This window comes from Roseovarius sp. MS2 (genome assembly GCF_051447875.1).
GTDB lineage: Bacteria > Pseudomonadota > Alphaproteobacteria > Rhodobacterales > Rhodobacteraceae > Roseovarius > Roseovarius mucosus_A.
In genome coordinates this window covers 524890-547919 of record NZ_JBKHVF010000001.1, presented here as the reverse complement: position 1 = coordinate 547919, position 23030 = coordinate 524890, and the positions used below count along the sequence as shown (strand labels likewise).

Sequence of the window (23030 nt, the reverse complement as noted above, 5' to 3'; positions counted from 1 at the left end):
GTGCCTGCGGCGCGAATATTTGAAGCAAGAAAAAGATGCGGGGGGTTTCCTTTCCCCGCATTTTCCTTTTGAGAGTGAGCCATGCGGAAAAGCGTTCTGATCCCCCTGATCTTTGGCATTGCCGGTGTGGCGGTGCTGATTGGGTTGGGCAAATGGCAGGTCGACCGGCTGGCATGGAAAGAGGGCGTGTTGGCGGATATCGCAGCACATATCGCCGCGCCGCCGGTGGGGTTGCCCGACGCCGCAGAGCCAGAGGCAGATCGCTATCTGCCGGTTGAGGTTACGGGGCAGATTGGCGATACGGCGCTGCGGGTGCTGGTCAGTCAAAAGCAGGTCGGCGCGGGATATCGGGTGATTTCCGTTTTGGACACCGGGGCGCGCCGGGTTCTGCTTGACCGGGGGTTCATCAAGGTGAGCGCCGATATTCCGGCCCCGCCGGAGGGGATGGTCACGGTTCAGGGCAATCTGCACTGGCCCGACGAGCGGCTGAGTTCCACGCCCGAAAACGATGTGGCGGGCAATATATGGTTTGCTCGCGACATCGCACAGATGGCTGACGTGCTGGATACAGAGCCGGTTTTGGTGGTGGCGCGCAGGCTGTCGGTGCCGGAGGTGGGCGTGTCGCCCTTGCCGGTAGACACAAGCGGTATTCCCAACGATCACCTGAGTTACGCGATCACATGGTTTTCGCTGGCCGCCATATGGGCCGCGATGACCGGGGTTTTCATCTGGCGCATGCGGCAGGCAGAGAGAGGCAAGACGTGAAATACATCTCGACACGGGGCCGCGCGCCCACGCTGAGTTTCGAAGAGGCGATGCTGACGGGGTTGGCGCGCGATGGTGGGCTCTATCTGCCCGAGAGCATTCCGGTGATGCGCGCCGAGGATATACGCGCACTCGAGGGCGTGAGCTATGAGGAGGCGGCGTTTCGAGTGATGCGGCCGTTCATCGGCGATGCCTTTACCGACGAGGAGTTTCGCGGGATCATCGCGCGGGCCTATGCGGGCTTTGGCCATGCGGCTCGGGCGCCGCTCAAGCAATTGAATAGCGGTCATTTCCTGCTGGAGCTGTTCCACGGCCCGACGCTGGCGTTCAAGGATTTCGCCATGCAGCTTATTGGGCAGATGTTCGAGTTCTCGCTCAAGCGCTCTGGCCAACGGGTGAGCATTGTGGGGGCGACCTCCGGCGATACCGGCTCTGCGGCGATTGAGGCGTTTCGGGGTCTGGATGCGGTGGATGTGTTCATCCTCTATCCGCATGGCCGGGTGTCCGAGGTGCAGCGGCGGCAGATGACAACGCCGGTTGAGGGCAATGTGCACGCGCTGGCCATCGACGGGCATTTCGACGATGCCCAGGCGCGCGTCAAGGACATGTTCAACGATTTCGAGTTCCGCGACGGTGTGCGTCTGGCGGGTGTGAACAGCATCAACTGGGCGCGGGTTCTGGCGCAGGTGGTGTATTACTTTACGTCGGCTGTCAGTCTTGGTGCGCCGGACCGCAAGGTCAGTTTCACGGTGCCGACGGGGAATTTCGGCGATGTCTTCGCGGGCTATATCGCCAAGCGGATGGGCCTGCCGATTGACCGGCTGGTGGTGGCGACCAATCAGAACGATATTCTGCACCGCTGTCTGAGCACGGGAGAGTATCGCCCCGATGGCGTGGCCCCGTCGATCAGCCCGTCGATGGATATTCAGGTGTCTTCGAATTTCGAGCGCGCGCTCTTCTATGCCTATGGGCAGGATGGGAACGCCGTGGCGCAGGAGATGGAAGCATTGAAGGCGGGCGGATTTAGCGTGAGCCAAGGCGCGCTGGAGGCGCTGCGCGAGACCTTCGACAGCGGGCGTTGTAGCGAAGAAGACACCCGCACCGCTATTCGCGATACATGGGCCGCGAGTGGCGAGTTGCTGTGCCCCCATAGCGCGGTGGGCGTGCATGTGGCCGAGGCAGAGCGGCATGCGGGCGTGCCGATGATCACGCTGGCCACAGCGCATCCTGCGAAATTCCCGGCTGCGGTGGAAGAGGCGAGCGGGATTCACCCCCCCTTGCCCGAGCGTATGGCGGACCTGTATGAGCGGGATGAACGTGTGACGCGGGTCGAGAACGACCTGAGCGCCATTGAAACATTGATCAAGGAACGGATCGCCAATTGAGTGTCCAACTGACCACCCTTCCCAACGGGTTTCGCATCGTCTCGGAACATATGCCCGGCCTGCAATCGGCGGCCATCGGCGTCTGGGTGCTGGCCGGCGCGCGCCATGAAGAGGCCAGCCAGAATGGCATCGCGCATTTTCTGGAGCATATGGCCTTTAAGGGGACCAAGCGGCGTTCGGCCTTGCAGATCGCCGAGGCGATTGAGGATGTGGGCGGCTATATCAACGCCTATACCAGCCGCGAGGTGACGGCCTATTACGTGCGCGTCCTCAAGGAAGATGTGCCGCTGGCCTTGGATGTGGTGTCGGATATCCTGCGTAACCCGGTCTTCGATCCGCGTGAGATCGAGGTAGAGCGCGGTGTGATCCTGCAAGAGATCGGTCAGGCGGCGGATACACCGGATGACATCATTTTCGACTGGTTGCAGGAAAAGGCCTATCCCGATCATCCGCTGGGACGCACCATTCTGGGCGCGGAAGAGCGGGTGCGCGGCTTTGACCGGCCCGATCTGGAACGGTTCGTGGATCAATATTACCGGCCCGGTCAGATGGTGCTGTCGGCGGCGGGGGCGGTAGATCACGAGGCCCTCGTGCGCATGGCTGAAGGCGTGTTTGGTGACATGATCCCAAGCCATGCAATCGAGCCGCCGGTGGCGCGGTTTGCAGGGGGCGAGACGCGGCATGTCAAGGACCTGGAGCAGGCGCATTTCGCGCTGGCCTTCGAGAGCCCGGATTACGCGCATCCCGATATTTACACCGCGCAAATCTATGCCTCTGCCCTTGGTGGGTCGATGTCGTCGCGGCTGTTTCAGGAGATCCGCGAGCGGCGGGGGCTGTGTTATTCGATCTATGCGCAGGCCGGGGCCTATTCAGATACCGGCATGATGACGATCTATGCAGGCACATCGGGCGAGCAATTGGGTGATCTGGCAGGGATCACCATCGACGAGATGAAGCGTGCCGCCGAAGATATGAGCGCCGCCGAGGTCGAGCGGGCGCGGGCGCAGATGAAGGCCGGATTGCTGATGGGGCTGGAGAGCCCGAGCAACCGGGCCGAACGGCTGGCGCGGATGCTGCAAATCTGGGGACGGGTGCCAACCCTGCCAGAGGTTGTGGAACGCATTGACGCGGTGACGCTTGCGGATGTGCGGCGGCTGGCCGAGAGCACGGTGGCGCAGGCCCCTGCGGCGCTGGCGCTTTATGGTCCGGTGGAACAGGCCCCGACGCTGGCCGCCCTTGATGCGAGGCGCGCTGCCTGATGATGCTTTTGCCGCGCCGCAAGCTCAGGATCGAGACCGAGCGTCTCAGCCTGCGGCAGCCGGTGATCGGCGATTATCGGGACTGGAGCGCGTTGCGCGCGGAGAGTGCGGATTTCCTGACCCCGTGGGAGCCGCTTTGGGCCGTGGATCATCTGGCGCGCAAAGGGTTTTCCAACCGGGTCTGGTGGGCGCAACGCTCGATTTCCAATGGCAGCGCAATGCCGCTTTTTTTGGTGCGGCGCGAGGATCAGGCGTTATTGGGGGCGATCACGCTGGACAATATTCGGCGGGGTCCGGCGCAGGCGGGCACGCTGGGCTATTGGATCGGCCAAGCCTATGCGCGGCAGGGCTATATGCGCGAGGCGATTGCCGGGGTGGTGCACTATGCCTTTGACCGGCTGGACCTAAGCCGAATCGAGGCGGCCTGCCTGCCGGAAAATCAGGCGTCGCGGGCGCTGCTGGAAAAATGCGGCTTCAAATACGAAGGTGTCGCGCAGAGCTATTTGCAGATCAACGGGCGTTGGCGGACGCATGTTCTTTATGCGCAGTTGCGGGCAGACCGGCGCGGGCGCACGGATGTGGGGTGATCCCACGGGTTACTCGCGGAATGCCTTGGCCAGATAATCGGTGAAGGGTTTGACCAGATAAGCCAGCGGTGTGCGGTCGGCGGTGCGGATGAACGCCTCGACCGGCATGCCGGGGATAAGGGTGGTGCCCTCGGGCAAGCGGGCCTGCTCGCCTTCGCTCAGCACGATTTCGGCGCGGTAATAGCTGGCGCGCGTGGCCTCATCCTCGAAGGCATCGGCGGAAATCTGGGTGACGCGCCCAAAGAGTTCTGGCGTGGTGCGTTGATCGAGCGCGGAGAAGCGCAGCGTGACTTCCTGTCCGACAAAGAGTTTATCGACATGGATGCTGTCGACGCGGGCGTTGATCACCAGCGGGCGGTCCTGTGGCACGATGAAGAGCACCGGATCGGCGGGCCGGATGACCGAGCGTTGGGCAAAGACCTGCAGGTTATAAACCACGCCCGAGACTGGCGCGGGGATGTCGAGCCGCCCCATTTGTTCGATCAGGGCGCGGCGTTGTTCGCGCAATTCAAGCTCGCGGAACTGCAGATCCCGCAGGGTGGTGATGGCCTCTTCGCGCCGGTCTGTGCCCAGTTTGAGAATCGAGATTTCGATTTCGGTGATGCGGCCTTCGGCCTCGGCCTTTTGGGCGGCAAGATCGCCCATGGTGCCGCTGAGCCGCGCCTGTTCGCGTTGCAGCCCGAGCACGCGGGTCGCTTGCGCCAGCCCACGATCCAGCAGCGATTGTTGATCGGTCAGTTCCAGTTCGATCAGTTCAAGCTGGCGGGCAAGGGCCACTTGCTGGGCCTCAATGCCCTCGATCTGGTTGGAAATCTGGCCGCGCCGCTTGTCGAGTTGGTCAATCTCGGCGGCGACGGTCTGGGCGCGGGCCTCGAACAGGGTCTTTTGCCCGGTCATCAGATCGGCGGCGTCGGCGTTCTGCGCTGACAGTTCAATGAGGAGCGGATCGAATTTCAGGGCGTCGCGCCCGTCGCGCTCGGCCTCTAGGCGGCCACGGCGAGCCATGAGTTCGGCAAGCTGGTTTTCGATGATCGAGAGTTCGGATTGCAACTCGTTGGGATCAAGCCGGACAAGCACCTGACCGGCGCTGACCTTGTCGCCCTCTTTGATCTCGATGGCGGAAACGACGCCACCGTCGGGGTGTTGGACGACCTGCCGATTTTGATCCACCTCGATGCGCCCCGGTGCGATAATCGCCCCGGAAATCTGGGTGAACGCGGCCCATGTCCCAAAACCGCCCACCAGCAGAACAAGGCCGATGAGACCGATGATCAGCGGCTTGCGCGCCGACCATGCGCTATCGTTCGGGGCGCTCATCGCACACCTCCGGGGCCGGTGGACTCGGTGACTTGTTGATGGTTCTGGAGCACATCCTTGAGCACTTTTTCACGCGGGCCAAAGGCGCGCATAACGCCGGCCTCAAGCATCAGCAGCATATCGCATTCCTTGATCGCGGCGGGACGGTGGGCAACCACGATCACGGCCTTGCCTTCGGCCTTGAAGCTGCGGATGGCGAGATTGACCGCTTCGCTGCCTTCGTTGTCGAGATTGGAATTGGGTTCATCCAGCACAAGGATCATGGGATCGCCATACATGGCGCGGGCAAGGCCGATGCGCTGCATCTGCCCGCCCGAGAGCCGCCCGCCGCTGGCGCTGACGCGGGTGTCATAGCCGTTGGGCAGTTTTAGGATCATCTCATGGGCGTCGGCCTTGCGCGCGGCGGCGACGATCTTGGCGGGGTCCGGCTGGGCGGCCAAGCGGGCGATGTTGTCGGCGATGGTGCCGTCAAAGAGCTGCACGCGCTGTGGCAGATAGCCGATCAACTCACCCAGCACATTGGGGGCGTATTGGTCGAGGGTTGCGCCATCGAGGCGGATCTTGCCGCCTGCAGGCCGCCAGACGCCGGTGATGGCGCGGGCGAGGGTGGATTTGCCCGCCCCCGAAGGGCCGATCACGCCCACGGCCTGACCCGGTTCGATCTTGAAGCTGAGTGTTTTGAGCACGGCCTGGCTTTCACCCGGCGGGACCATGGTGAGTTGGCTCACTTCCAGCCGCGCCTTGGGGCGGGGCAGGGGCGTGCGCGGTTGTTCAGGGGGAACAGAGCCGAGGAGTTCCGCCAGGCTTTCCCAGCCTTTGGCGGCGCGTTGCACCAGCGCCCATTGGCCGATGGCCTGCTCGATGGGGGCAAGGGCGCGGCCCATCAGGATCGAGCCTGCGATCATGGCACCGGGCGTCAGCTCTCCGCGCAGTACGAGCCACGCGCCCAGACCCAGCATCGCCGATTGAAGAAGAAGGCGCAGCGCCTTGGTAGAGGTGGTGAAGGTGCCGCCCAGATCAGCGGCCTCGATCGCGGTCGAGAGGGCGCGGCCACGCGCGGCTTGCCAGCGATCAAAGGCCGCGTCGCGCATGCCCATGGCCTGAATCATCTCGGATTCGTTGCGCAATTGTTCGGAAATTGATTCGGCCTGAACGCTTGCGTTATTGGCCTGTCCGGTGGGTTTGCGGGTCACGACCTGATTGATCAGGGTGACAACAACCAAAAGCGCCCCCCGGCAAGAGCGAGAATGCCAAGCCAAGGGTGAAACACCCAGATCGCGGCCAGAAAGAACGGGGCCCATGGCATGTCGAAAATCGCCAGAAGCACGGGCGATGTCATCAGCCGCTGGATTGATTCCAGATCGCGCAGGCCGGTGGCGGTGTTGGCATCGGGTTGGATGGCCGATTTGCGAATCACCGCGTCGAATACCCGCCGGTCCAAACGCGCCTGAAAGCGCGCGCCGACCCGCCCCATGATGCGGCCACGGGCATAATCGAGCAGACCCATCATCGTATAGAGAAATAAAACCAGCACCGAGAGAGCGATCAGGGTTTCCACCGAGCGGCTGCTGAGGACGCGGTCATAGACCTGCAACATGTAGATTGGGCCGGTCAACATCAGAAGATTGGCGAAAAAGCTGAAGATGCCAACAAACCAGTAGAGACTACGGCTTTCGCGTCGGGCCGCGCGCAATTCTTGGCGGCCCGCTTCCAGTTTCATCTTGTCCAAATCTGTATTCCGTCTTTAGTGTTCAAGTCTTTAAGTGATCCAAAGCAATCCTGTCTTTCCTTACAGGGAATGTCACCATTCTGCCACAGCATTGTGAACATGGGGCGTAGGATGATGGGTTTGTTCGGGCTATAGTTTATGTAAGGCAGAGACTCGTTTAATGACGGATAAACCATTGCAGTTGCCATCTTTCCATATCTCGTCCGGTTCCGCGTTGCGGGTGATCGCCCTTACAGGTGTCGTCGCGCTGAGCGCCTGCGCGCGCCCTGATCCGTCAGAGGCCACGCGCGATGTTTTCGACCCGTATGAGTCGCAAAACCGTGGTGTGCATGAGTTCAACCGAGGGTTTGACCGTTCGCTCGTGCGGCCGGTGGCCAAGGGATATAGTGCGGCCATTCCCGACGATATCGAGACGGTCATCGGGCGGTTCTCGACCAACCTATCGCTGCCGAGTGATATCGTGAACAATGTCTTGCAGCTAAATATGCGTGGGGCGTTTCAGGACACCGCGCGTCTGGTTGTAAACACCACCTTCGGCCTTGGCGGTCTGTTCGATCCGGCCAGCGAAATGGGTATGGCCGCGGGCACCAATACCGACTTCGGCGAAACTTTGCACGTTTGGGGCGCGCGGGAAGGGGCCTATGTAGAACTGCCGGTCTTGGGTCCTTCGACAGAGCGGGATACCTGGGGCATTGCGGTTGATCTTTTCACCAACCCCTTGAGTTACATACTTGAATCGCCGGCTAATCTGGTTGGAACCGGGGCGGGTGTGGCCGCTGGCCTATCCAAGCGCGAGAAGTTCAGCGAGACGATTGACGCCATTCTTTACGAGAGTGCCGACAGCTATGCGCAGTCGCGCTCGATCTTCCTGCAAAACCGACGCTTCAAACTGGGCGGCACGGCTGATAGTGTCTATGACGACCCTTACGGTAGTCTTGAGCCGTCCACACCTTTGGAGGATCCCTATGCTGAGTGACATCACCCGCCGCCATTTCATGACCTCGGGTTTTGCCGTGACCGCGTTGGCTGCCCTGCCCAGCACCGGGTGGGCGCTCGATGATGCGCGCGCGCGGTCGCTGGTGGATGAGGTTGTGGTGAACATCAACCGCGTCATCGCATCGGGTAAGCCGATATCGGGCATGATCGCGGATTTCGAGCGTATTTTCAGCACCTATGCCGATGTGAATATCATTGCGCGGTCTACCCTCGGGGCGGATGCCAACCGGGTATCATCGGCGCAGATGCGTGCCTTTACCGAAGCGTTCCGGGGCTATATCGCGCGGAAATATGGCAAGCGGTTCAATGAATTCGCGGGGGGGCGCATCGAGGTGAACTCGGTCAAGCCGGTGAAATCGTGGCACGAGGTGAAATCCACGGCCTATCTTCGCGGGCAATCGCCGTTCGAGGTAAGTTTCCTCGTGTCAGACCGCTCGGGCAAGGATCTGTTTTTCGATATGATCATCGAGGGCATCAGCCTGCGGCTGAGCGAGCGCACCGAGATTGGCGCGATGCTGGATCGCCGCAATGGCGATGTGAACGCGCTGATTGCGGATCTCAAGCAAGCGGGCTGAGGCGTTTTACATTTTGGTTCGTCGTGAACGGCGCCCTGTTTGGGCGCCGTTTTCAGTTTCCGCCAAAGATGCTGCGCAGGATGTTTTCGATCGGATTGTCGCTGGCCACCGGCGCGCGGCGTTGCTGGTCCTGCGGGGCTGGCGCGGGTGCCGGGGCGGGGCGGGGTTGCGGGCGCAGCATCGGCAGGGGTTTGGGATCAATGCCCTCATGCACGCGCGTCATGGTTTCCTGCCAGATTTCAGCCGGAAGACCACCGCCAGTGACGCCGCTAAGCGGGGTGTTGTCATCATAGCCCATCCAGACCCCGGCCACATAATCGGCGGTAAAACCCAAAAACCAAGCATCGCGGGCGGCCTGTGTGGTGCCGGTTTTGCCAGCAGCCTCGCGGCCCGGCAGGCGGGCGCGACCGCCGGTGCCACCTTCGATCACCTTGGTCATCATGTAGATGAGTTCCTGCGCGGCACTTTCCTGAATGACGCGCTCGCCGATGCCACCGCCGGTGCCCATCAAGGGCTCGTTCTCGCCCAAGAGCTTCAGTTCGACTAGGCCATAGGGCGTGACAGAGGAGCCGCCGTTGAGAATGCCCGCATAAGCGCCTGTCATTTCCAAAAGCGTGCTTTCAGAGGCCCCAAGCGCCAAGGCCGGGCCTGCGGCCAAATCGCTGTCGATGCCAAAATCGCTGGCCACTTTGCGCACGAGGTCACGCCCGACACTCTCGGAGATTTTGACCGCCGGGATATTGAGGGATTGCGCGAGCGCCTCGGTCAGCGACACGCGACCTTTGTAGTCGCGGGTGTAGTTTTCCGGGCACCAGCGGCCAGAGCCGGGGATATTGAGGCAGTAGGGTTCGTCCACGACAACTGAATCGTAGCTGTAGCCAAGTTCCACGGCCGTGGCGTAGACGAAGGGCTTGAAGGCTGATCCGGTCTGGCGTTTGGCCTGAGTGGCGCGGTTGAAGGCACCCACCACCTTGGTTTTGCGCCCGCCCACCATGCCACGCACCGCACCATCGGCGGACATGACGACAATCGCGGCCTGCGCCTTGGAACCTTCGCGCACTTTTTCGTCAAAGATATAGGTCAGCGCCTCTTCGGCGGCGGTTTGCACGCGCTGATCCAAAGTGGTGCGGATGATCACGTCTTCGGTGGTGTCGCGGGTGAAAAACTCGGGCCCCGACGCCATGACCCAATCGGCGAAATAGCCGCCTGCCTGCCGTTCGGCGGCCTCGGAGAGTTCGGCAGGGTTGGCGAGGGCCAAGGCCGCCTCTTGATCGCTGAGATAGCCCTGACGGCGCATTAGGCCCACCACGACCGAGGCGCGGTTGCGCGAGCGTTCGAGATTTGCGGTCGGTGCGAGGGTCGAGGGTGCTGTCAAGAGACCTGCAATCATCGCGCCCTCGGCGGGGTTGAGCGTGGCGGCGGATTTGCCGAAATAGCGTTGGGCTGCGGCCTCGGCCCCATAGGCCCCGCCACCCAGATAGGCGCGGTTGAGATAGACCGAGAGGATCTGGTTCTTGGTGTATTTTACCTCCATCGCCAGGGCGTAGACTGCCTCGCGGGCTTTGCGCGAGAGCGAGGAGCGGCGACAGTCGGAGATGTATTCGGCCTCGCTCTTCCATTCGCTGGCATTATAGGCATTGCCAAAGCAGAGCAGTTTCGCGGTCTGCTGCGTGATGGTCGAGCCGCCGTTGCCCTGCAACGGGCCGCGCCCCTCGTTCAGGTTGATGCGGATGGCGCTGGCAATACCGATGGGGTCAACGCCGGGATGCAGATAAAATCGGCGGTCCTCGGTGGCGATCACGGCATTCTTGAGATGCGGGCTGACGGTTTCGGCGGTGACGATGCCACCAAACTGATCGCCGCGCCAGGCAAAGACCTCTCCGTCGTGATCCAGCAGGGTGACAGAGCCCTTGGCGCGGCCATCCATCAGGGTCTGGAATTCGGGCAGGCTGGTGTAGGTGATGGCCACCATCACGCCCACGACCACAGTGACCACGGCCGTTACCCGCCAGGTAATCCACCAGAGCACGCCGAATATCCAGCGTAGCAGCCCGCCGACCAACCGCACGACCACGTTATTGGAGCGCGCGCGGGCGCGACGCGGCGTGCTTTTGGCCTTGCGCGCGGGTTTTGGTTTGGACGGCGCCTTGGCGCTGCGCTTGGGGGCCACCAGAGGCGGTTTTTTCGGTCCTGTCGTGCTCATTGCTGCCCTGCTCGGCCTTGTGTGTTTGGGACAGTTTATAATGCGGGATCGCAAAAGTAGAGACCCCGCGCGCGCGGATCGTGATTTCCGATGTGCGTAAAAAATACGCAAATTAATATTTCAGCACAAATTTTAAGCATATGTGGTGAATTTAGGCGGCGGATTCCTGCCTTGACCCTTCCAGACTCTGCCATCTGCGCCTTTTCTGCATGTGCAAACAACGCGCTGAGACACCGCAAACCGAAAGGGGCAGACGTGAAACTCATCATTGCAACGATAAAGCCGTTCAAGCTGGAAGAGGTCCGCGAGGCGCTGACCGACATCGGCGTACGCGGCATGATGGTGACAGAGATCAAGGGCTTTGGCTCGCAATCCGGCCACACGGAAATCTATCGCGGTGCGGAATACGCCGTGAATTTCGTGCCCAAGATCAAGCTGGAAATCGCGGTTTCTGCCGCGATGGCCGATCAGGTGGTCGAGACCATCACCAAGACCGCCCGTACCGGCAAGATCGGTGACGGCAAGATCTTCGTGCTCGACATCCAGCAAGCCGTGCGCGTGCGCACCGGCGAAACCAACGATGACGCGCTTTGAGCGCGCAGGGGAAAGGATAAACACAATGAATTCCATGCTAAAACTCGGCCTTGCCGCAACGCTGATTGCGCTGCCGCAGATGGGGCTGACCCAAGAGGCGGCGGCTGAGGCCGTGCCCAGCTTTGATGAAATCGGCCCCTATATCATGACGACGCTGCTGTTCTGCATGGCGGGCTTTTTGGTGTTCTTCATGGCGGCGGGTTTTGCCATGCTCGAAGGCGGGCTGGTGCGGTCCAAGAACGTCACGATGCAGATGACCAAGAACATCGTCCTCTATTCCTTTGCAACGATCATGTACTGGCTGGTCGGCTTTAACCTGATGTATCCCGGCGATGGCTGGCTGGTGGCCGGTTGGGTCGGGCCGTTCTTTGCCATGACCGAGCTGGACCCGGTAGGGGTTGCGGCGGCGGATGCGGCGCTTGATTATGCCTCGATCGGTTCTGACTTCTTCTTCCAACTGGTGTTTGTCGCGGCCACAGCGTCGATCGTGTCGGGCGCACTGGCGGAGCGGATCAAGCTTTGGCCGTTCCTTGTGTTTGTCATCGTGCTGACCGGGTTCATGTATCCGATTTCCGGGTCCTGGCAGTGGGGCGGCGGCTGGTTGTCTGAGGCTGGGTTCTCTGACTTTGCTGGCTCGACCGTTGTGCATTCCGTGGGTGGCTGGGCTGCTCTGGCGGGGGCGATCATCCTGGGGCCGCGTCTTGGCAAATATGGCAAAGATGGCAAGGTCACGCCGATGCCGGGTTCGAACCTTGCGCTTGCCACTTTGGGCACATTCATCCTGTGGCTGGGTTGGTTCGGCTTTAACGGTGGTTCGCAATTGGCGATGGGCACCGTGGGCGATGTTTCGGACGTGTCGCGGATCTTTGCCAATACCAATATGGCGGCGGCTGCGGGTTCGATTGCTGCGCTGATCCTGACCCAAGTGCTCTACAAAAAGCCTGACCTGACCATGGTTCTCAACGGCGCATTGGCGGGTCTGGTGTCGATCACCGCAGAGCCGCTTGCACCGAGCCTGTTCGGCGCACTTTGGATCGGGGCTGTTGGCGGTGTGATCGTGGTCTTGGCCGTGCCCATGCTTGACAAGTTCAAGATCGACGATGTGGTTGGTGCCATCCCGGTTCACTTGCTCGCCGGTATCTGGGGCACGCTTGCCGTGGTCTTCTATGGCGAGGCCAGCCTCGGCACGCAGCTTCTGGGGATCTTTGCCTACGGTGCCTTTACCTTTACCGTCAGCATCGTGATCTGGCTGATCATCAAGGGCACCATGGGTCTGCGGGTCGATCAAGAGACCGAGATCAACGGGCTCGACATGGCGGAAATGGGCATGGAAGCCTATCCTGAATTCTCCAAGAGCTGATCCTTCTCCTTCCTGACAGATCTTGAGAGAGCTTGCCCGGGCGTTCGCGCCCGGGCTTTTTATTCTGTGCGGGGTTTGATGCCCTCTCTGGCAGAATCGTGGCGATCTGTGCTAAGTCTAGCGGTATGAACAGCCACAACCCCAAGATACGCGCAGACCGCCCTCAAATTCGTCAGTTGGACGAGGGGGCGATCAATCGCATTGCGGCGGGAGAGGTGGTGGAGCGGCCTGCCTCGGCGGTCAAGGAATTGGTGGAAAACGCGCTTGATGCCGGGGCCACCCGGATTGAAGTGAGCTATGCCGATGGGGGCAAGACGCTGATCCGCGTCAGCGATGATGGCTGTGGCATGACGCCGGATGAGTTGCCACTGGCGCTTGCGCGGCATGCCACGTCCAAGATCGACGGCACGGACCTTTTGAATATTCATTCCTTTGGGTTTCGTGGCGAGGCGTTGCCGTCCTTGGGGGCGGTCGGGCGGCTGACGATTGTGTCGCGTGCGGGTGCAGAGGCGGCTGAGATGACCGTTGCCGGTGGGCAGATGGGGGCGGTCAAACCCGCCGCGTTGAACAGTGGTACGGTGGTGACGCTGCGCGATCTGTTTTACGCCACGCCCGCGCGGCTTAAGTTCATGCGCTCGGACCGGGCAGAGGCGCAGGCGATTGCCGATACGGTCAAGCGGTTGGCGATGGCGGAGCCGTTTGTGGGGTTCACCCTGCGCGATGTGTCTGGCGGGGGCGAAGGGCGGATCGTGTTTCGTGCCGATCCTGAAAGCGGCGATTTGTTTGACGCGCTGCACGGGCGATTGGCGCGGGTTCTGGGGGCGGAGTTCGCCGAAAATGCGCTGAAGATTGATGCCACGCGCGAGGGGCTGCGCCTGACCGGCTATGCCGCGCTGCCCACTTATGCGCGGGGATCAGCGGTGGCGCAGTATCTCTTTGTCAATGGTCGCCCGGTGCGGGACAAGATGCTTTATGGCGCGCTGCGTGCTGCCTATCAGGATGTGCTCAGCCGGGATCGGCACCCGGCTGCGGCGCTGTTTCTGAACTGTGATCCTGTGCTGGTTGATGTGAACGTGCATCCGGCGAAATCCGAGGTGCGGTTTCGCGATCCGGGGCTGGCGCGGGGGCTGATCGTATCGGGGTTGCGGCATGCCTTGGCGGAGGCGGGGCATCGCGCGTCAACCACGGTGGCGGGGGCCACCTTGGGCGCGTTTCGGGCGGAACCGGCGGGGCGCATCTATCAGATGGACCGCCCGTCTCCGCAGGCACGCAGCCTGGCCTATCAGGCACAAGCGCCCGGTTTTGCCGATATGGGCGCGGATTGGAGCGCGCGGGTTGAGAGCGCGCCAGAGCCGGAGGTAGAGGAACAGCCCGCCACGGCGTTGCCGCTTGGGGCCGCGCGGGCGCAGGTGCATGAGAATTACATCATCGCCCAGACCGAGACCGGCATGGTCATTGTCGATCAGCACGCCGCCCATGAGCGTCTGGTGTATGAGCGGCTGAAACGCCAGATGGCCGAGAGCGGGATCGCGGCGCAAGCGCTGCTGATCCCTGAGATTGTCGATCTTTCCGAAGCCGATTGCGCGTTGTTGATGGACCATGCCGAAGAGTTGGCCGGGATGGGGCTGGGGATCGAACCGTTTGGGTCGGGCAGCCTTGCGGTGCGCGAAACCCCAGCCATTCTGGGGCCGGTCAACGCCAAGGCGCTTTTGCGCGATATCTTGGACGAGTTGCAGGATCAGGGCGCAAGCGGCACGTTGAAATTGCGGATCGACGCGATCCTGAGCCGCGTGGCCTGTCATGGCTCGGTCCGGTCAGGTCGCCGGATGAGCGCGGACGAGATGAACGCCCTTTTGCGCGAGATGGAGCGCACGCCGATGTCGGGGCAATGCAACCACGGGCGGCCGACCTATGTGGAATTGCGGCTATCGGATATTGAACGGCTGTTCGGGCGCACATGATCCAGATTGGCGGTCAGACCTATGCGTTTGACGATCCCGCCGTTGTGGCAGTGGTGATCGGCGCGGCGGTGTTGCTGCTGATCCTTCTGCTGCTCATCCTTGCGCTGCGCGCCGCCAATCGGTCGGCGCGGCTGGCAGAGCCGCTCGCCTATCAGATGGGGCAATTGGGGCAGCGGGTGCAGGGGCTGTCGGATGGGCAGCATCAGCTTGCCGGTGGCCTAAACCATGTGTCCGAGGCGCAGGCGGCGGCGCAATCGCATCTGTTGCAACTGATGGAAAAGCGGTTGGCGCAGGTAAGCCATGCCATGACCGAGAACCTGCAAGGCACCTCGCGGCGCACGGCGCAATCGCTTGGGGAATTGCAGCAGCGCCTGCAAGCCATCGACAAGGCGCAGGACAATATCACCAAGCTCTCGGGTGATGTGCTGTCGTTGCAGGATATCCTGTCGAACAAGCAGACACGGGGGGCGTTTGGGGAAATTCAGCTGACGGATATTGTCACCAAGGCGCTGCCGTCGGACAGTTACACATTGCAAGCGACGCTGTCGAATGGGAGGCGGGCGGATTGTCTTATTCATCTGCCCAATCCACCTGGGCCAATTTGCATTGACAGTAAATTCCCGTTGGAGGCCTATGAGGCGCTGCGCCGGGCCAAGACTGACGGGGAATTGGCCGAGGCGGCGCGAGGTATGCGCACGGCGGTGCGCAAGCATATCAAGGATATTTCCGAGAAATACATCCTCGAGGGCGAGACCGCCGATGGCGCGCTGATGTTCCTGCCCTCTGAGGCGGTCTATGCCGAGTTGCACGCCAATTTCCCGGAAGTGGTGCGCGATGGCTTTGCCGCGCGGGTTTGGATCGTGTCACCCACAACCTGCATGGCCACGCTCAACACCATGCGCGCAATCCTCAAGGATGCGCGAATGCGCGAGCAGGCGGGGGCAATCCGGCGGGAACTAGGCCTTTTGTTCGCGGATGTGGAGCGGTTGGGCGCACGGGTTGAAAACCTGGACCGGCATTTCACTCTGGCGGCCAAGGATGTGGCGGAAATCCGGATTTCGGCAGACAAGGCGGGACGACGGGCGCGACGGCTGGATAATTTCGATTTCGAGGAACTGGCCCCCGAGACCGATCCGGCCATCGTGCCGCTGGTCAAGGGCAGCTAAGGGGCTTTCGCTCTGGTTCTGCAAGGTGACGTCGCGGCAAACCGTGCTATCTTGCTCAAGACCAAGAGGAGGGCTGCTGATGATCCGACTTGTCTTGTTCGTTTTGATGCTGGCCGCGCCTGCCACCGCGCAGGATCGTAGGCCAAGCCATTGTATTGCGCTTGCCGATGCGACGCCGGGGATGGAATACATACACCGGGCCAGTTTTCGCGCGCCGCTGCCCGAGTATACCGTGCGGCTGCGCTATATCGCGCATGCGTCCTTTCTCATTCAGGCGGGCGGATACAATGCCGTGACAGATTTCACCGGCTTTATCGGCAGCGCCAATCTGATCCCCGATGTTGTCACGATGAATCACGCGCATGAAACGCATTGGACCGCCTTTCCCGATCCGGCAATCCCGCATGTGCTGCGCGGTTGGGGGGAATATGGCGTGGGGGCCGATCATCACCTTGATCTGGGCGGGCTGGTGGTGCGCAATGTGCCCACCGATATCCGATCGGGCGGCGGGGTGGAGCAGAATGGCAATTCGATTTTTGTCTTTGAGGCTGAGGGGCTGTGCATCGCCCATCTGGGGCATTTGCATCACGAGCCGTCGGACGATCAATATGCCGCTCTTGGCCGGATGGATGTGGTGATGGCCCCCGTTGATGGCGGGTTTACCATAAATATCGAGAATATGATGAACGTGCTCAGGCGGGTGAAGGCGTCGATCGTGCTGCCGATGCACTGGTTTGGCGATAGCACGCTGGAGCGGTTTCTGGCGGGGATGGAAGGCGAATTTGCCATTTCCCGCCCCGGTGTGAGCGAGATTGAGGTCTCTTTGCGCAGCCTGCCAGACCGGCCTACCATCGTGGTGCTGCGGCCTGCGTGGCTGCGGGATAACGAGTGACGGGCCGGTCGGGCGGTAGCAGACGGTGGCAGGATCTTTTGCTGCGCAGTCAGGCGATCAAGATCACTCCTCTGTGGGCGGATTTTGCACCCTGTTGACCACCCAAAAGAAGATACCTGCAAAAACGCCAAGGACGCCCCAAGTGATCCCGTTGGCGATTGCAAAGCGTGCGGTTTCGCCAAATGAGACGCCGTCTGAGGACAGATTGATCAGGATGTAGAGGAGCGGTGCTGCAAAAAGGCCGAATCCAGCGCCGCCGGCGGCCCCCAGAATGGCCCAAGTCATATAAGAGTTCGCGGTCATGCGCGTTTCCTGTGTCTCGGTTTCGGTTTTCCGCCGTTGGCGGCGTGGTCTAAGCCGACAAACCCGTTGCCGCCGACTCCCGTGAGCGCAAGATGCCTGCACAGGCTGCTGGTTTCATAACGCGCGGGAAGGCCGGGGATTTATAGTGTGTCCTGCCGGTGAGATAAGTCACCGAGACACGATATCAATAATTTAACAGGCACCGGGCCGGTTCAAATTCTATGCATGCGGCGGGAGCTGTGGGTATTCGGCGGCTTTAATGCCAGCCCGCATCAGGCCGGCACGCGCAGCACCCGTGGCACCTTGAATTCGACGTTTTCCTGGGCGGTTTCCACCTGTTCGACGGTCACGTCATAGCGCGCGCGGAAGGCGTCGATGACCTCGTTCACCAGCACTTCGGGGGCAGAGGCCCCGGCGGTGATGCCGATGCTGCGGATACCGCCCAACGCCCGCCAGTCGATGTCGGTGGCGCGTTGCACAAGCTGGGAATAGGCGCAGCCCGCGCGCGCGCCGACCTCGACCAGACGTTTGGAGTTTGACGAATTGGGGGCACCCACGACGAGCATGGCTTCGGCCTTTTCGGCCATGGCCTTGACCGCCTCTTGGCGGTTGGTGGTGGCGTAGCAGATGTCTTCTTTGTGCGGGCCGACAATGGCCGGAAACCGGGCCTGAAGGGCGGCAACCACCTCGGCGGTATCGTCGACCGAAAGGGTGGTTTGGGTGACAAAGGCGAGGCGGTCAGGATCGCGGACGTCGAGCGTTGCCACATCGGCGGGGGTTTCGACCAAGAGCACCTCGCCTGTCGGCAATTGCCCCATGGTGCCGACGGTTTCGGGATGGCCCGCGTGGCCGATCATCACGATTTGCAGCCCGTTGTCATGGTGGCGTTCCGCCTCGATATGTACTTTGCTGACCAGCGGGCAGGTGGCATCGACATAGAGCATTTGGCGGGCGGTGGCCTCTGCCGGGACGGATTTGGGCACGCCATGGGCGGAAAAGATCACGGGCCGGTCGGTTGGGCACTCATCCAGTTCTTCGACGAAAACCGCCCCTTTGGCGCGCAGGTCATCGACCACGAATTTATTGTGCACAATCTCGTGGCGCACATAGACCGGCGCCCCCCATTTCGCGAGCGCCATCTCTACGATCTTGATGGCGCGGTCCACACCGGCGCAAAAGCCGCGCGGGGCGGCGAGGTAGAGGGTGAGGGGGGGCTTTGTCATCGCGGGTCTCCTGCTTGGGGACAGAGGTAAGGCAGGTGGGCGCGCGCGTAAAGGGCGGGGTGGGAAATAGCGGCGTCGGAGGTGTGGTGGTGGAGAATTACAAGCCGGATCTCTTGTCTATGACCCGCGCGAATAGCACCGAAGGTGCCGCGCGGATCGCTGGGTCGTCTGGCGGCCTAGCGATTTTGAGAGGGCGCGGATCGCTGATGGGTCACACGGATTTTGCTGGCATAAAGTGGCAACCACGACTGTTGCTTCGCTAGTCCCCGGCCAAGCATTCCGCGCGGTCCTGTTCTTGCTGCACGCGACAGTAAAGTCACCGCCCCCTCAGCCCATTGTCTGCGCTGTGATCCAGGCCAACACGATATAGCGCCCGGTTTTGGCAATCGTGACCAGCACGAGAAAGAGCCAGACCGGCGTGCGCAGAACCCCGGCGATCACGGTAAAGGCATCGCCCAGAGGTGCCCAACTGAGCAGCAAGGTCCAGACCCCCCAACGGGCATACCAGCGTTCGGCCCGCGCCATTTGCGCTGCATTGGCGGGAAACCAGCGGCGGTGACGAAACCGCTCGATGCCGCGCCCCATGACATAGTTGACCACGGCCCCCAGCGTGTTGCCGATGCTGGCCACCACGACGAGCGCGGTCAAGGATAGCGTGCCCGCCAGTTGCAGGCCGACAAACACCACTTCGGATTGAAAGGGCAGGATGGTCGCCGCGCCGAATGCAGCCGCGAAAAGCCCGGCCATTTGCGCAAAAACGCCCGGATCACCCATGCTCATGCAGGGGTGATCCGGGCGCTGATGTGGTGCCTAACGGGTAGGTCACTCGGTCTCGGCATAGGCCTCTTGGCGGTCGTTCTGGATGTCGCGCGGCGGTCGGCCGATAACATCCTTGAGATCTGCCAATTCGATGAAATTGTCCGCTTGGCGGCGCAAATCGTCCGAGATCATCGGCGGCTGGCTCCGGATGGTCGAGACCACGGAAACACGCACGCCCTGACGTTGCAGACTTTCGACCAAGGGTCGGAAATCGCCATCGCCGGAGAACAGCACAACATGATCAACACGCGGTGCGAGTTCCATCGCATCCACCGTCAGCTCGATATCCATGTTGCCCTTGACCTTGCGACGGCCTTGGCTGTCAGTGTATTCCTTGGCCGGTTTCGTGACCATGGAGTAGCCATTGTAATGCAACCAATCGACCAAAGGGCGGATCGGTGAATACTCGTCATTTTCCAACAGTGCAGTATAGTAAAAAGCGCGCAGCAACTTGCCACGGCGCATGAACTCGGATCTCAGCAACTTGTAGTCGATGTCGAACCCAAGCGCCTTACCGGCGGCATAGAGATTCGATCCGTCTATGAACAAGGCTAAACGCTCGTCCTTGTAAAACATCTTAAATGTCCTTCCGAATGGTCATGTCTTGCCTGGGAGTGTGTGAGTGGTGTGAGTGGTGAAGGCAGGACAGAGTAACAGCGATAATTAGGGGTTTAGAATTCTGCATGCAAGGGCATGTTACGTCAGGATAAGATAGGGGAGCGATGACTTTGGATCAACAATGCTTGATCGCGATGGGTGGAAACTTGCCGTTCGGTGCGTCGCGCCCCGAGGCGACCCTCACCGAGGCCCTTGTGCGATTGCGCGTAGAGGGGGTCGAAATTCTCGGTGTGAGTCGGTTTTTTCGCACACCGGCCTTTCCTGCCGGGGCGGGTCCGGATTTTGTAAATGCGGCGGCGGTGCTGCGTGTTGCGCAAGAGCCAGAGGCGTTGCTTGCGCTTTTGCACCGGGTTGAGGCGGCCTTTGGTCGCAGGCGCGAGACGCGGTGGGGGCAACGGACGCTGGACCTCGACCTGATCGCGGTGGGGGGGCGTGTGCTGCCTGATCTTGCGGGGTTCGAGGCGTGGCAAAGGCTGACGCCCGATGAGCAGCAAAGCCGCGCGCCCGACCAGCTCATCCTGCCGCATCCGCGCCTGCACGAGCGCGCTTTCGTCTTGGTACCGCTTGCGGATGTCGCCCCCGACTGGGTGCATCCCGTGCTGGGGCGGTCGGTGCAACAGATGCTGGACGACCTGCCGCAAGCCGCGCGCGACGAGGTCGAGGCGCTTTGATTCTCTGCTTGTAAATCCCGGTTTGACACCCTAAATACAAGGCTTCTTGAAATCTGCCCTAACCCGTCCCGGAGGTCTGATGGCCCGCGTTACCACAGAAGATTGCGTTGACAAGGTTCCGAACCGTTTTGATCTGGTGATGCTTGCCGCACACCGCGCCCGCGAAATTGCAGCGGGATCGCCTTTGACGGTGGACCGTGACAACGACAAGAACCCCGTTGTGGCACTGCGTGAAATCGCAGAGGAAACGCAGGCGGCGGATGATCTGCGCGAGCGGCTGATCGAGTCGAATCAGACTCAGATCGAAGTCGATGAGCCGGAAGAAGATTCCATGGCCCTGTTGATGGGCGGCGATGTGGACAAGCCTGACACCGACGACATGTCGGAAGAAAAGCTGCTGCGCGCCCTGATGGAAGCACAGGGTCAGGGGTAACTCCGGCCCCTACGGCAAGGCGCGACCCCGATGATCGCCGTTGACGACCTGATCACGCTGGTGCGCCACTATAATCCCCGCACGGACGAGGCATTGATACGCGCGGCCTATGATTTTGGCCGTGCCATGCACGAAGGGCAGTTTCGCCATTCGGGCGAACCCTATTTTACCCATCCCGTTGCCGTGGCCGCCATCCTGACAGAGCAGCGGCTGGACGATGCGACAATCATCACCGCCCTCTTGCATGACACGATCGAGGATACCAAAGCCTCGTATCAGATCGTGTCAGACAAGTTTGGCCGCGAGGTGGCTGATCTGGTGGATGGCGTCACCAAGCTGACCAATCTGCAGCTGTCGAATTCCGAAACCAAGCAGGCCGAGAACTTTCGCAAGCTGTTCATGGCGATGTCGAAGGATTTGCGGGTCATTCTGGTCAAGCTGGCCGACCGTCTGCACAATATGCGCACCATCAAGGCGATGCGCCCTGAGAAACAGGCGCAAAAGGCGCGCGAGACCATGGATATTTATGGTCCGCTGGCGGGGCGCATGGGTATGCAATGGATGCGCGAAGAGCTGGAGGATCTGGCCTTTCGCGTGCTCAACCCCGAGGCACGTGCCAGTATCATCCGCCGCTTTATCACCCTGCAACGCGAGACTGGCGATGTGGTCGAGCGGATCACCGGCGACATGCGGCACGAATTGGACAAGGCGGGCATTGAGGCGGATGTGTTTGGCCGCGCCAAAAAACCCTATTCGATCTGGCGCAAGATGCAGGAAAAGGAAATGGGGTTTTCGCGGCTGTCGGATATTTACGGCTTTCGCGTGATCACCCGGTCTGAAAATGATTGCTACCGTGCGCTTGGGGCTATTCACCAACGCTGGCGCGCGGTGCCGGGGCGGTTCAAGGATTATATCAGCCAACCCAAATCGAACGGCTATCGGTCGATTCACACCACCGTTTCGGGGCGTGACGGCAAGCGGGTCGAGGTGCAGATCCGCACGCAGGCCATGCATGATGTGGCCGAAACCGGCGTGGCTGCGCATTGGTCCTATCGCGATGGGGTGCGGTCTGAGAATCCCTTTGCCGTCGATCCGGCCAAGTGGATTTCGAGCGTCAGCGAGCAGTTCGACGCCGAGGAGGATCACGAGGATTTTCTCGAAGCGGTCAAGCTCGAGATGTATGCGGACCAAGTATTCTGCTTTACCCCCAAGGGCGATGTGATCAAACTTCCGCGTGGGGCCACGCCGATTGATTTTGCTTATGCCATTCATACCCGGATTGGTCATGCCTGTGTCGGGGCCAAGGTGGACGGGATGCGCGTGCCGCTCTGGACACGGGTCAAGAATGGCCAATCGGTCGAGGTGATCACCGCCGACGGGCAGACGCCACAGGCGACATGGCTTGATATTGCCACCACCGGCAAGGCCCGCGCCGCCATCCGGCGGGCTCTGCGCGAGTTGGACCGTGATCGCTATATCAAGCTGGGGCGGGAATTGGCGCGTTCGGCGTTCGAGCATGTGGGCAAGAAGGCCACCGACAAAGCCTTGGAGGCTGCGGCGCGCACGCTGCGTCTGCGGGATGCCGATGAGGTGCGCGCGCGTTTGGGCAGTGCCGAGTTGACCGCGCATCAGGTGTTGCACGCCGTTTACCCGGACCTCATGCCTGAGGCGGGCAATGAGGTGACGCGCGACCGCGCGGTGATCGGTCTGGGCGCGGATCAGAGTTTTGAGCGGGCCCGCTGTTGTCAGCCGTTGCCGGGCGAGCGTATCGTGGGCATCACCTATCGCGGGCGGGGCGTGGTGATCCATGCCATCGACTGTGAAACCCTGTCGCAATACGATCAGCAGCCTGACCGTTGGATGGACCTGCATTGGCACACTGGCACGCATCCGGCGGCCTATGATGTGACGCTGGATCTGACCATTGGCAACGATGCCGGGGTTCTGGGGCGGATTTGCACCTTGATCGGCGAGCAGAAGGCCAATATCTCGGACCTGACATTCGTGGACCGGAAACCGGATTTCTATCGTCTTTTGATTGATGTCGAGTTGCGCGATGCCGAGCATTTGCACGGTGTGCTCTCGGCGCTTGATGCGGAAAGCGATGTCGCCGCTGTCGAGCGCTATCGAGATCCGTCCCGCGTGGGGGCGGGCTGACATCAACCCGAGGAGCC

Annotated in this window: 20 protein-coding genes and 1 pseudogene; 14 read left to right on the top strand and 7 right to left on the bottom strand. The window is 61.3% G+C overall.

The genetic code is table 11. The features are described 5' to 3' along the window. Positions 1-81 precede the first annotated feature (81 nt). Genes ACLGGT_RS02805 through ACLGGT_RS02790 form a run of 4 tightly spaced genes read left to right on the top strand, consistent with a single transcriptional unit; the run spans position 82 to position 3996 of the window. Positions 82-765: an SURF1 family protein gene (locus ACLGGT_RS02805; protein WP_008279108.1), complete on the top strand. Its 684-nt coding sequence runs from the start codon at positions 82-84 to the stop codon at positions 763-765. Continuing rightward, entirely contained in the window at positions 762-2150 is a 1389-nt protein-coding gene (gene thrC / locus ACLGGT_RS02800) for a threonine synthase (RefSeq protein WP_437195000.1), read from the top strand. The genes ACLGGT_RS02805 and thrC overlap by 4 nt, the downstream gene beginning before the upstream one ends. Further along, complete coding sequence (locus ACLGGT_RS02795; protein WP_037296648.1) at positions 2147-3409, top strand: M16 family metallopeptidase; 1263 nt, start codon at positions 2147-2149, stop codon at positions 3407-3409. Before thrC ends, ACLGGT_RS02795 begins: the two co-directional genes overlap by 4 nt. A gap of 2 nt (positions 3410-3411) precedes the next feature. Next, positions 3412-3996, top strand: a complete 585-nt coding sequence (locus ACLGGT_RS02790) for a GNAT family N-acetyltransferase (protein ID WP_198133559.1) — start codon at positions 3412-3414, stop codon at positions 3994-3996. A gap of 9 nt (positions 3997-4005) precedes the next feature. On the opposite strand, the gene ACLGGT_RS02785 is transcribed toward ACLGGT_RS02790, so the two are convergent. Further along, positions 4006-5313 carry an HlyD family type I secretion periplasmic adaptor subunit gene (locus ACLGGT_RS02785; RefSeq protein WP_081506834.1) on the bottom strand — a complete coding sequence of 436 codons (1308 nt, stop codon included), beginning with the start codon at positions 5311-5313 and terminating at the stop codon, positions 4006-4008. After that, positions 5310-7042 (bottom strand): annotated as a pseudogene (locus ACLGGT_RS02780) (type I secretion system permease/ATPase). Before ACLGGT_RS02780 ends, ACLGGT_RS02785 begins: the two are co-directional and overlap by 4 nt. Before the next feature lie 160 nt (positions 7043-7202). Between ACLGGT_RS02780 and ACLGGT_RS02775 the strand changes: the two are divergent. Together ACLGGT_RS02775 and ACLGGT_RS02770 are read left to right on the top strand one after the other, a co-directional pair. Further along, entirely contained in the window at positions 7203-8018 is an 816-nt protein-coding gene (locus ACLGGT_RS02775; protein ID WP_081506833.1) for an MlaA family lipoprotein, read from the top strand. After that, complete coding sequence (locus ACLGGT_RS02770; RefSeq protein ID WP_008279101.1) at positions 8008-8613, top strand: MlaC/ttg2D family ABC transporter substrate-binding protein; 606 nt, start codon at positions 8008-8010, stop codon at positions 8611-8613. Before ACLGGT_RS02775 ends, ACLGGT_RS02770 begins: the two co-directional genes overlap by 11 nt. A gap of 52 nt (positions 8614-8665) precedes the next feature. On the opposite strand, the gene ACLGGT_RS02765 is transcribed toward ACLGGT_RS02770, so the two are convergent. Further along, positions 8666-10816, bottom strand: coding sequence for a transglycosylase domain-containing protein (locus ACLGGT_RS02765; protein ID WP_437194999.1), 2151 nt, complete (start codon positions 10814-10816; stop codon positions 8666-8668). A 255-nt stretch (positions 10817-11071) separates the two neighbouring features. On the opposite strand from ACLGGT_RS02765, the gene ACLGGT_RS02760 reads away from it, so the two are divergent. From ACLGGT_RS02760 to ACLGGT_RS02740, 5 genes are all read left to right on the top strand, one after another. After that, entirely contained in the window at positions 11072-11410 is a 339-nt protein-coding gene (locus ACLGGT_RS02760) for a P-II family nitrogen regulator (protein WP_008279099.1), read from the top strand. 25 nt (positions 11411-11435) lie between these two features. Beyond that, entirely contained in the window at positions 11436-12770 is a 1335-nt protein-coding gene (locus ACLGGT_RS02755; protein WP_081506830.1) for an ammonium transporter, read from the top strand. A 125-nt stretch (positions 12771-12895) separates the two neighbouring features. Beyond that, the gene (gene mutL / locus ACLGGT_RS02750) at positions 12896-14731 is read left to right on the top strand and encodes a DNA mismatch repair endonuclease MutL (RefSeq protein ID WP_437194998.1); all 1836 of its coding nucleotides are present in this window, start codon (positions 12896-12898) and stop codon (positions 14729-14731) included. Beyond that, a complete protein-coding gene (locus ACLGGT_RS02745; protein ID WP_008279096.1) occupies positions 14728-15897 on the top strand; it encodes a DNA recombination protein RmuC in 1170 nt (389 codons plus the stop codon). Before mutL ends, ACLGGT_RS02745 begins: the two co-directional genes overlap by 4 nt. Before the next feature lie 79 nt (positions 15898-15976). Next, complete coding sequence (locus tag ACLGGT_RS02740) at positions 15977-16789, top strand: MBL fold metallo-hydrolase (RefSeq protein WP_437194997.1); 813 nt, start codon at positions 15977-15979, stop codon at positions 16787-16789. Between the two features lie 63 nt (positions 16790-16852). Here the strand turns inward: ACLGGT_RS02740 and ACLGGT_RS02735 are convergent, their stop codons facing one another. From ACLGGT_RS02735 to ACLGGT_RS02720, 4 genes are all read right to left on the bottom strand, one after another. Further along, the gene (locus ACLGGT_RS02735; RefSeq protein WP_437194996.1) at positions 16853-17092 is read right to left on the bottom strand and encodes a hypothetical protein; all 240 of its coding nucleotides are present in this window, start codon (positions 17090-17092) and stop codon (positions 16853-16855) included. 272 nt (positions 17093-17364) lie between these two features. After that, a complete protein-coding gene (ispH, locus tag ACLGGT_RS02730) occupies positions 17365-18315 on the bottom strand; it encodes a 4-hydroxy-3-methylbut-2-enyl diphosphate reductase (RefSeq protein ID WP_219435045.1) in 951 nt (316 codons plus the stop codon). 327 nt (positions 18316-18642) lie between these two features. Further along, the gene (locus ACLGGT_RS02725) at positions 18643-19095 is read right to left on the bottom strand and encodes a YqaA family protein (RefSeq protein ID WP_008279092.1); all 453 of its coding nucleotides are present in this window, start codon (positions 19093-19095) and stop codon (positions 18643-18645) included. A 42-nt stretch (positions 19096-19137) separates the two neighbouring features. After that, positions 19138-19710, bottom strand: a complete 573-nt coding sequence (locus tag ACLGGT_RS02720) for a LabA-like NYN domain-containing protein (RefSeq protein ID WP_008279091.1) — start codon at positions 19708-19710, stop codon at positions 19138-19140. Between the two features lie 146 nt (positions 19711-19856). On the opposite strand from ACLGGT_RS02720, the gene folK reads away from it, so the two are divergent. The 3 genes from folK (at position 19857) to ACLGGT_RS02705 (ending at position 23013) form a co-directional block, all read left to right on the top strand. Next, positions 19857-20423, top strand: a complete 567-nt coding sequence (gene folK / locus ACLGGT_RS02715; protein WP_437194995.1) for a 2-amino-4-hydroxy-6-hydroxymethyldihydropteridine diphosphokinase — start codon at positions 19857-19859, stop codon at positions 20421-20423. A 79-nt stretch (positions 20424-20502) separates the two neighbouring features. Continuing rightward, positions 20503-20856: a DNA-directed RNA polymerase subunit omega gene (gene rpoZ / locus ACLGGT_RS02710; protein ID WP_081506823.1), complete on the top strand. Its 354-nt coding sequence runs from the start codon at positions 20503-20505 to the stop codon at positions 20854-20856. Between the two features lie 30 nt (positions 20857-20886). Next, a complete protein-coding gene (locus ACLGGT_RS02705; protein ID WP_008279088.1) occupies positions 20887-23013 on the top strand; it encodes a RelA/SpoT family protein in 2127 nt (708 codons plus the stop codon). Positions 23014-23030 lie beyond the last annotated feature (17 nt).

Excerpts from the sequence above, each read along its gene's own strand:
- folK (WP_437194995.1), top strand. The coding sequence starts at position 19,857 with ATGACTTTGGATCAACAATGCTTGATCGCGATGGGTGGAAACTTGCCG.
- ACLGGT_RS02720 (WP_008279091.1), bottom strand. The coding sequence starts at position 19,710 with ATGTTTTACAAGGACGAGCGTTTAGCCTTGTTCATAGACGGATCGAAT.
- rpoZ (WP_081506823.1), top strand. The coding sequence starts at position 20,503 with ATGGCCCGCGTTACCACAGAAGATTGCGTTGACAAGGTTCCGAACCGT.
- ACLGGT_RS02740 (WP_437194997.1), top strand. The coding sequence starts at position 15,977 with ATGATCCGACTTGTCTTGTTCGTTTTGATGCTGGCCGCGCCTGCCACC.
- ACLGGT_RS02785 (WP_081506834.1), bottom strand. The coding sequence starts at position 5,313 with ATGAGCGCCCCGAACGATAGCGCATGGTCGGCGCGCAAGCCGCTGATC.
- ACLGGT_RS02735 (WP_437194996.1), bottom strand. The coding sequence starts at position 17,092 with ATGACCGCGAACTCTTATATGACTTGGGCCATTCTGGGGGCCGCCGGC.
- ACLGGT_RS02805 (WP_008279108.1), top strand. The coding sequence starts at position 82 with ATGCGGAAAAGCGTTCTGATCCCCCTGATCTTTGGCATTGCCGGTGTG.
- ACLGGT_RS02775 (WP_081506833.1), top strand. The coding sequence starts at position 7,203 with ATGACGGATAAACCATTGCAGTTGCCATCTTTCCATATCTCGTCCGGT.
- ACLGGT_RS02770 (WP_008279101.1), top strand. The coding sequence starts at position 8,008 with ATGCTGAGTGACATCACCCGCCGCCATTTCATGACCTCGGGTTTTGCC.
- ispH (WP_219435045.1), bottom strand. The coding sequence starts at position 18,315 with ATGACAAAGCCCCCCCTCACCCTCTACCTCGCCGCCCCGCGCGGCTTT.
- ACLGGT_RS02755 (WP_081506830.1), top strand. The coding sequence starts at position 11,436 with ATGAATTCCATGCTAAAACTCGGCCTTGCCGCAACGCTGATTGCGCTG.
- ACLGGT_RS02705 (WP_008279088.1), top strand. The coding sequence starts at position 20,887 with ATGATCGCCGTTGACGACCTGATCACGCTGGTGCGCCACTATAATCCC.
- mutL (WP_437194998.1), top strand. The coding sequence starts at position 12,896 with ATGAACAGCCACAACCCCAAGATACGCGCAGACCGCCCTCAAATTCGT.
- ACLGGT_RS02790 (WP_198133559.1), top strand. The coding sequence starts at position 3,412 with ATGCTTTTGCCGCGCCGCAAGCTCAGGATCGAGACCGAGCGTCTCAGC.
- ACLGGT_RS02765 (WP_437194999.1), bottom strand. The coding sequence starts at position 10,816 with ATGAGCACGACAGGACCGAAAAAACCGCCTCTGGTGGCCCCCAAGCGC.
- ACLGGT_RS02745 (WP_008279096.1), top strand. The coding sequence starts at position 14,728 with ATGATCCAGATTGGCGGTCAGACCTATGCGTTTGACGATCCCGCCGTT.
- ACLGGT_RS02725 (WP_008279092.1), bottom strand. The coding sequence starts at position 19,095 with ATGAGCATGGGTGATCCGGGCGTTTTTGCGCAAATGGCCGGGCTTTTC.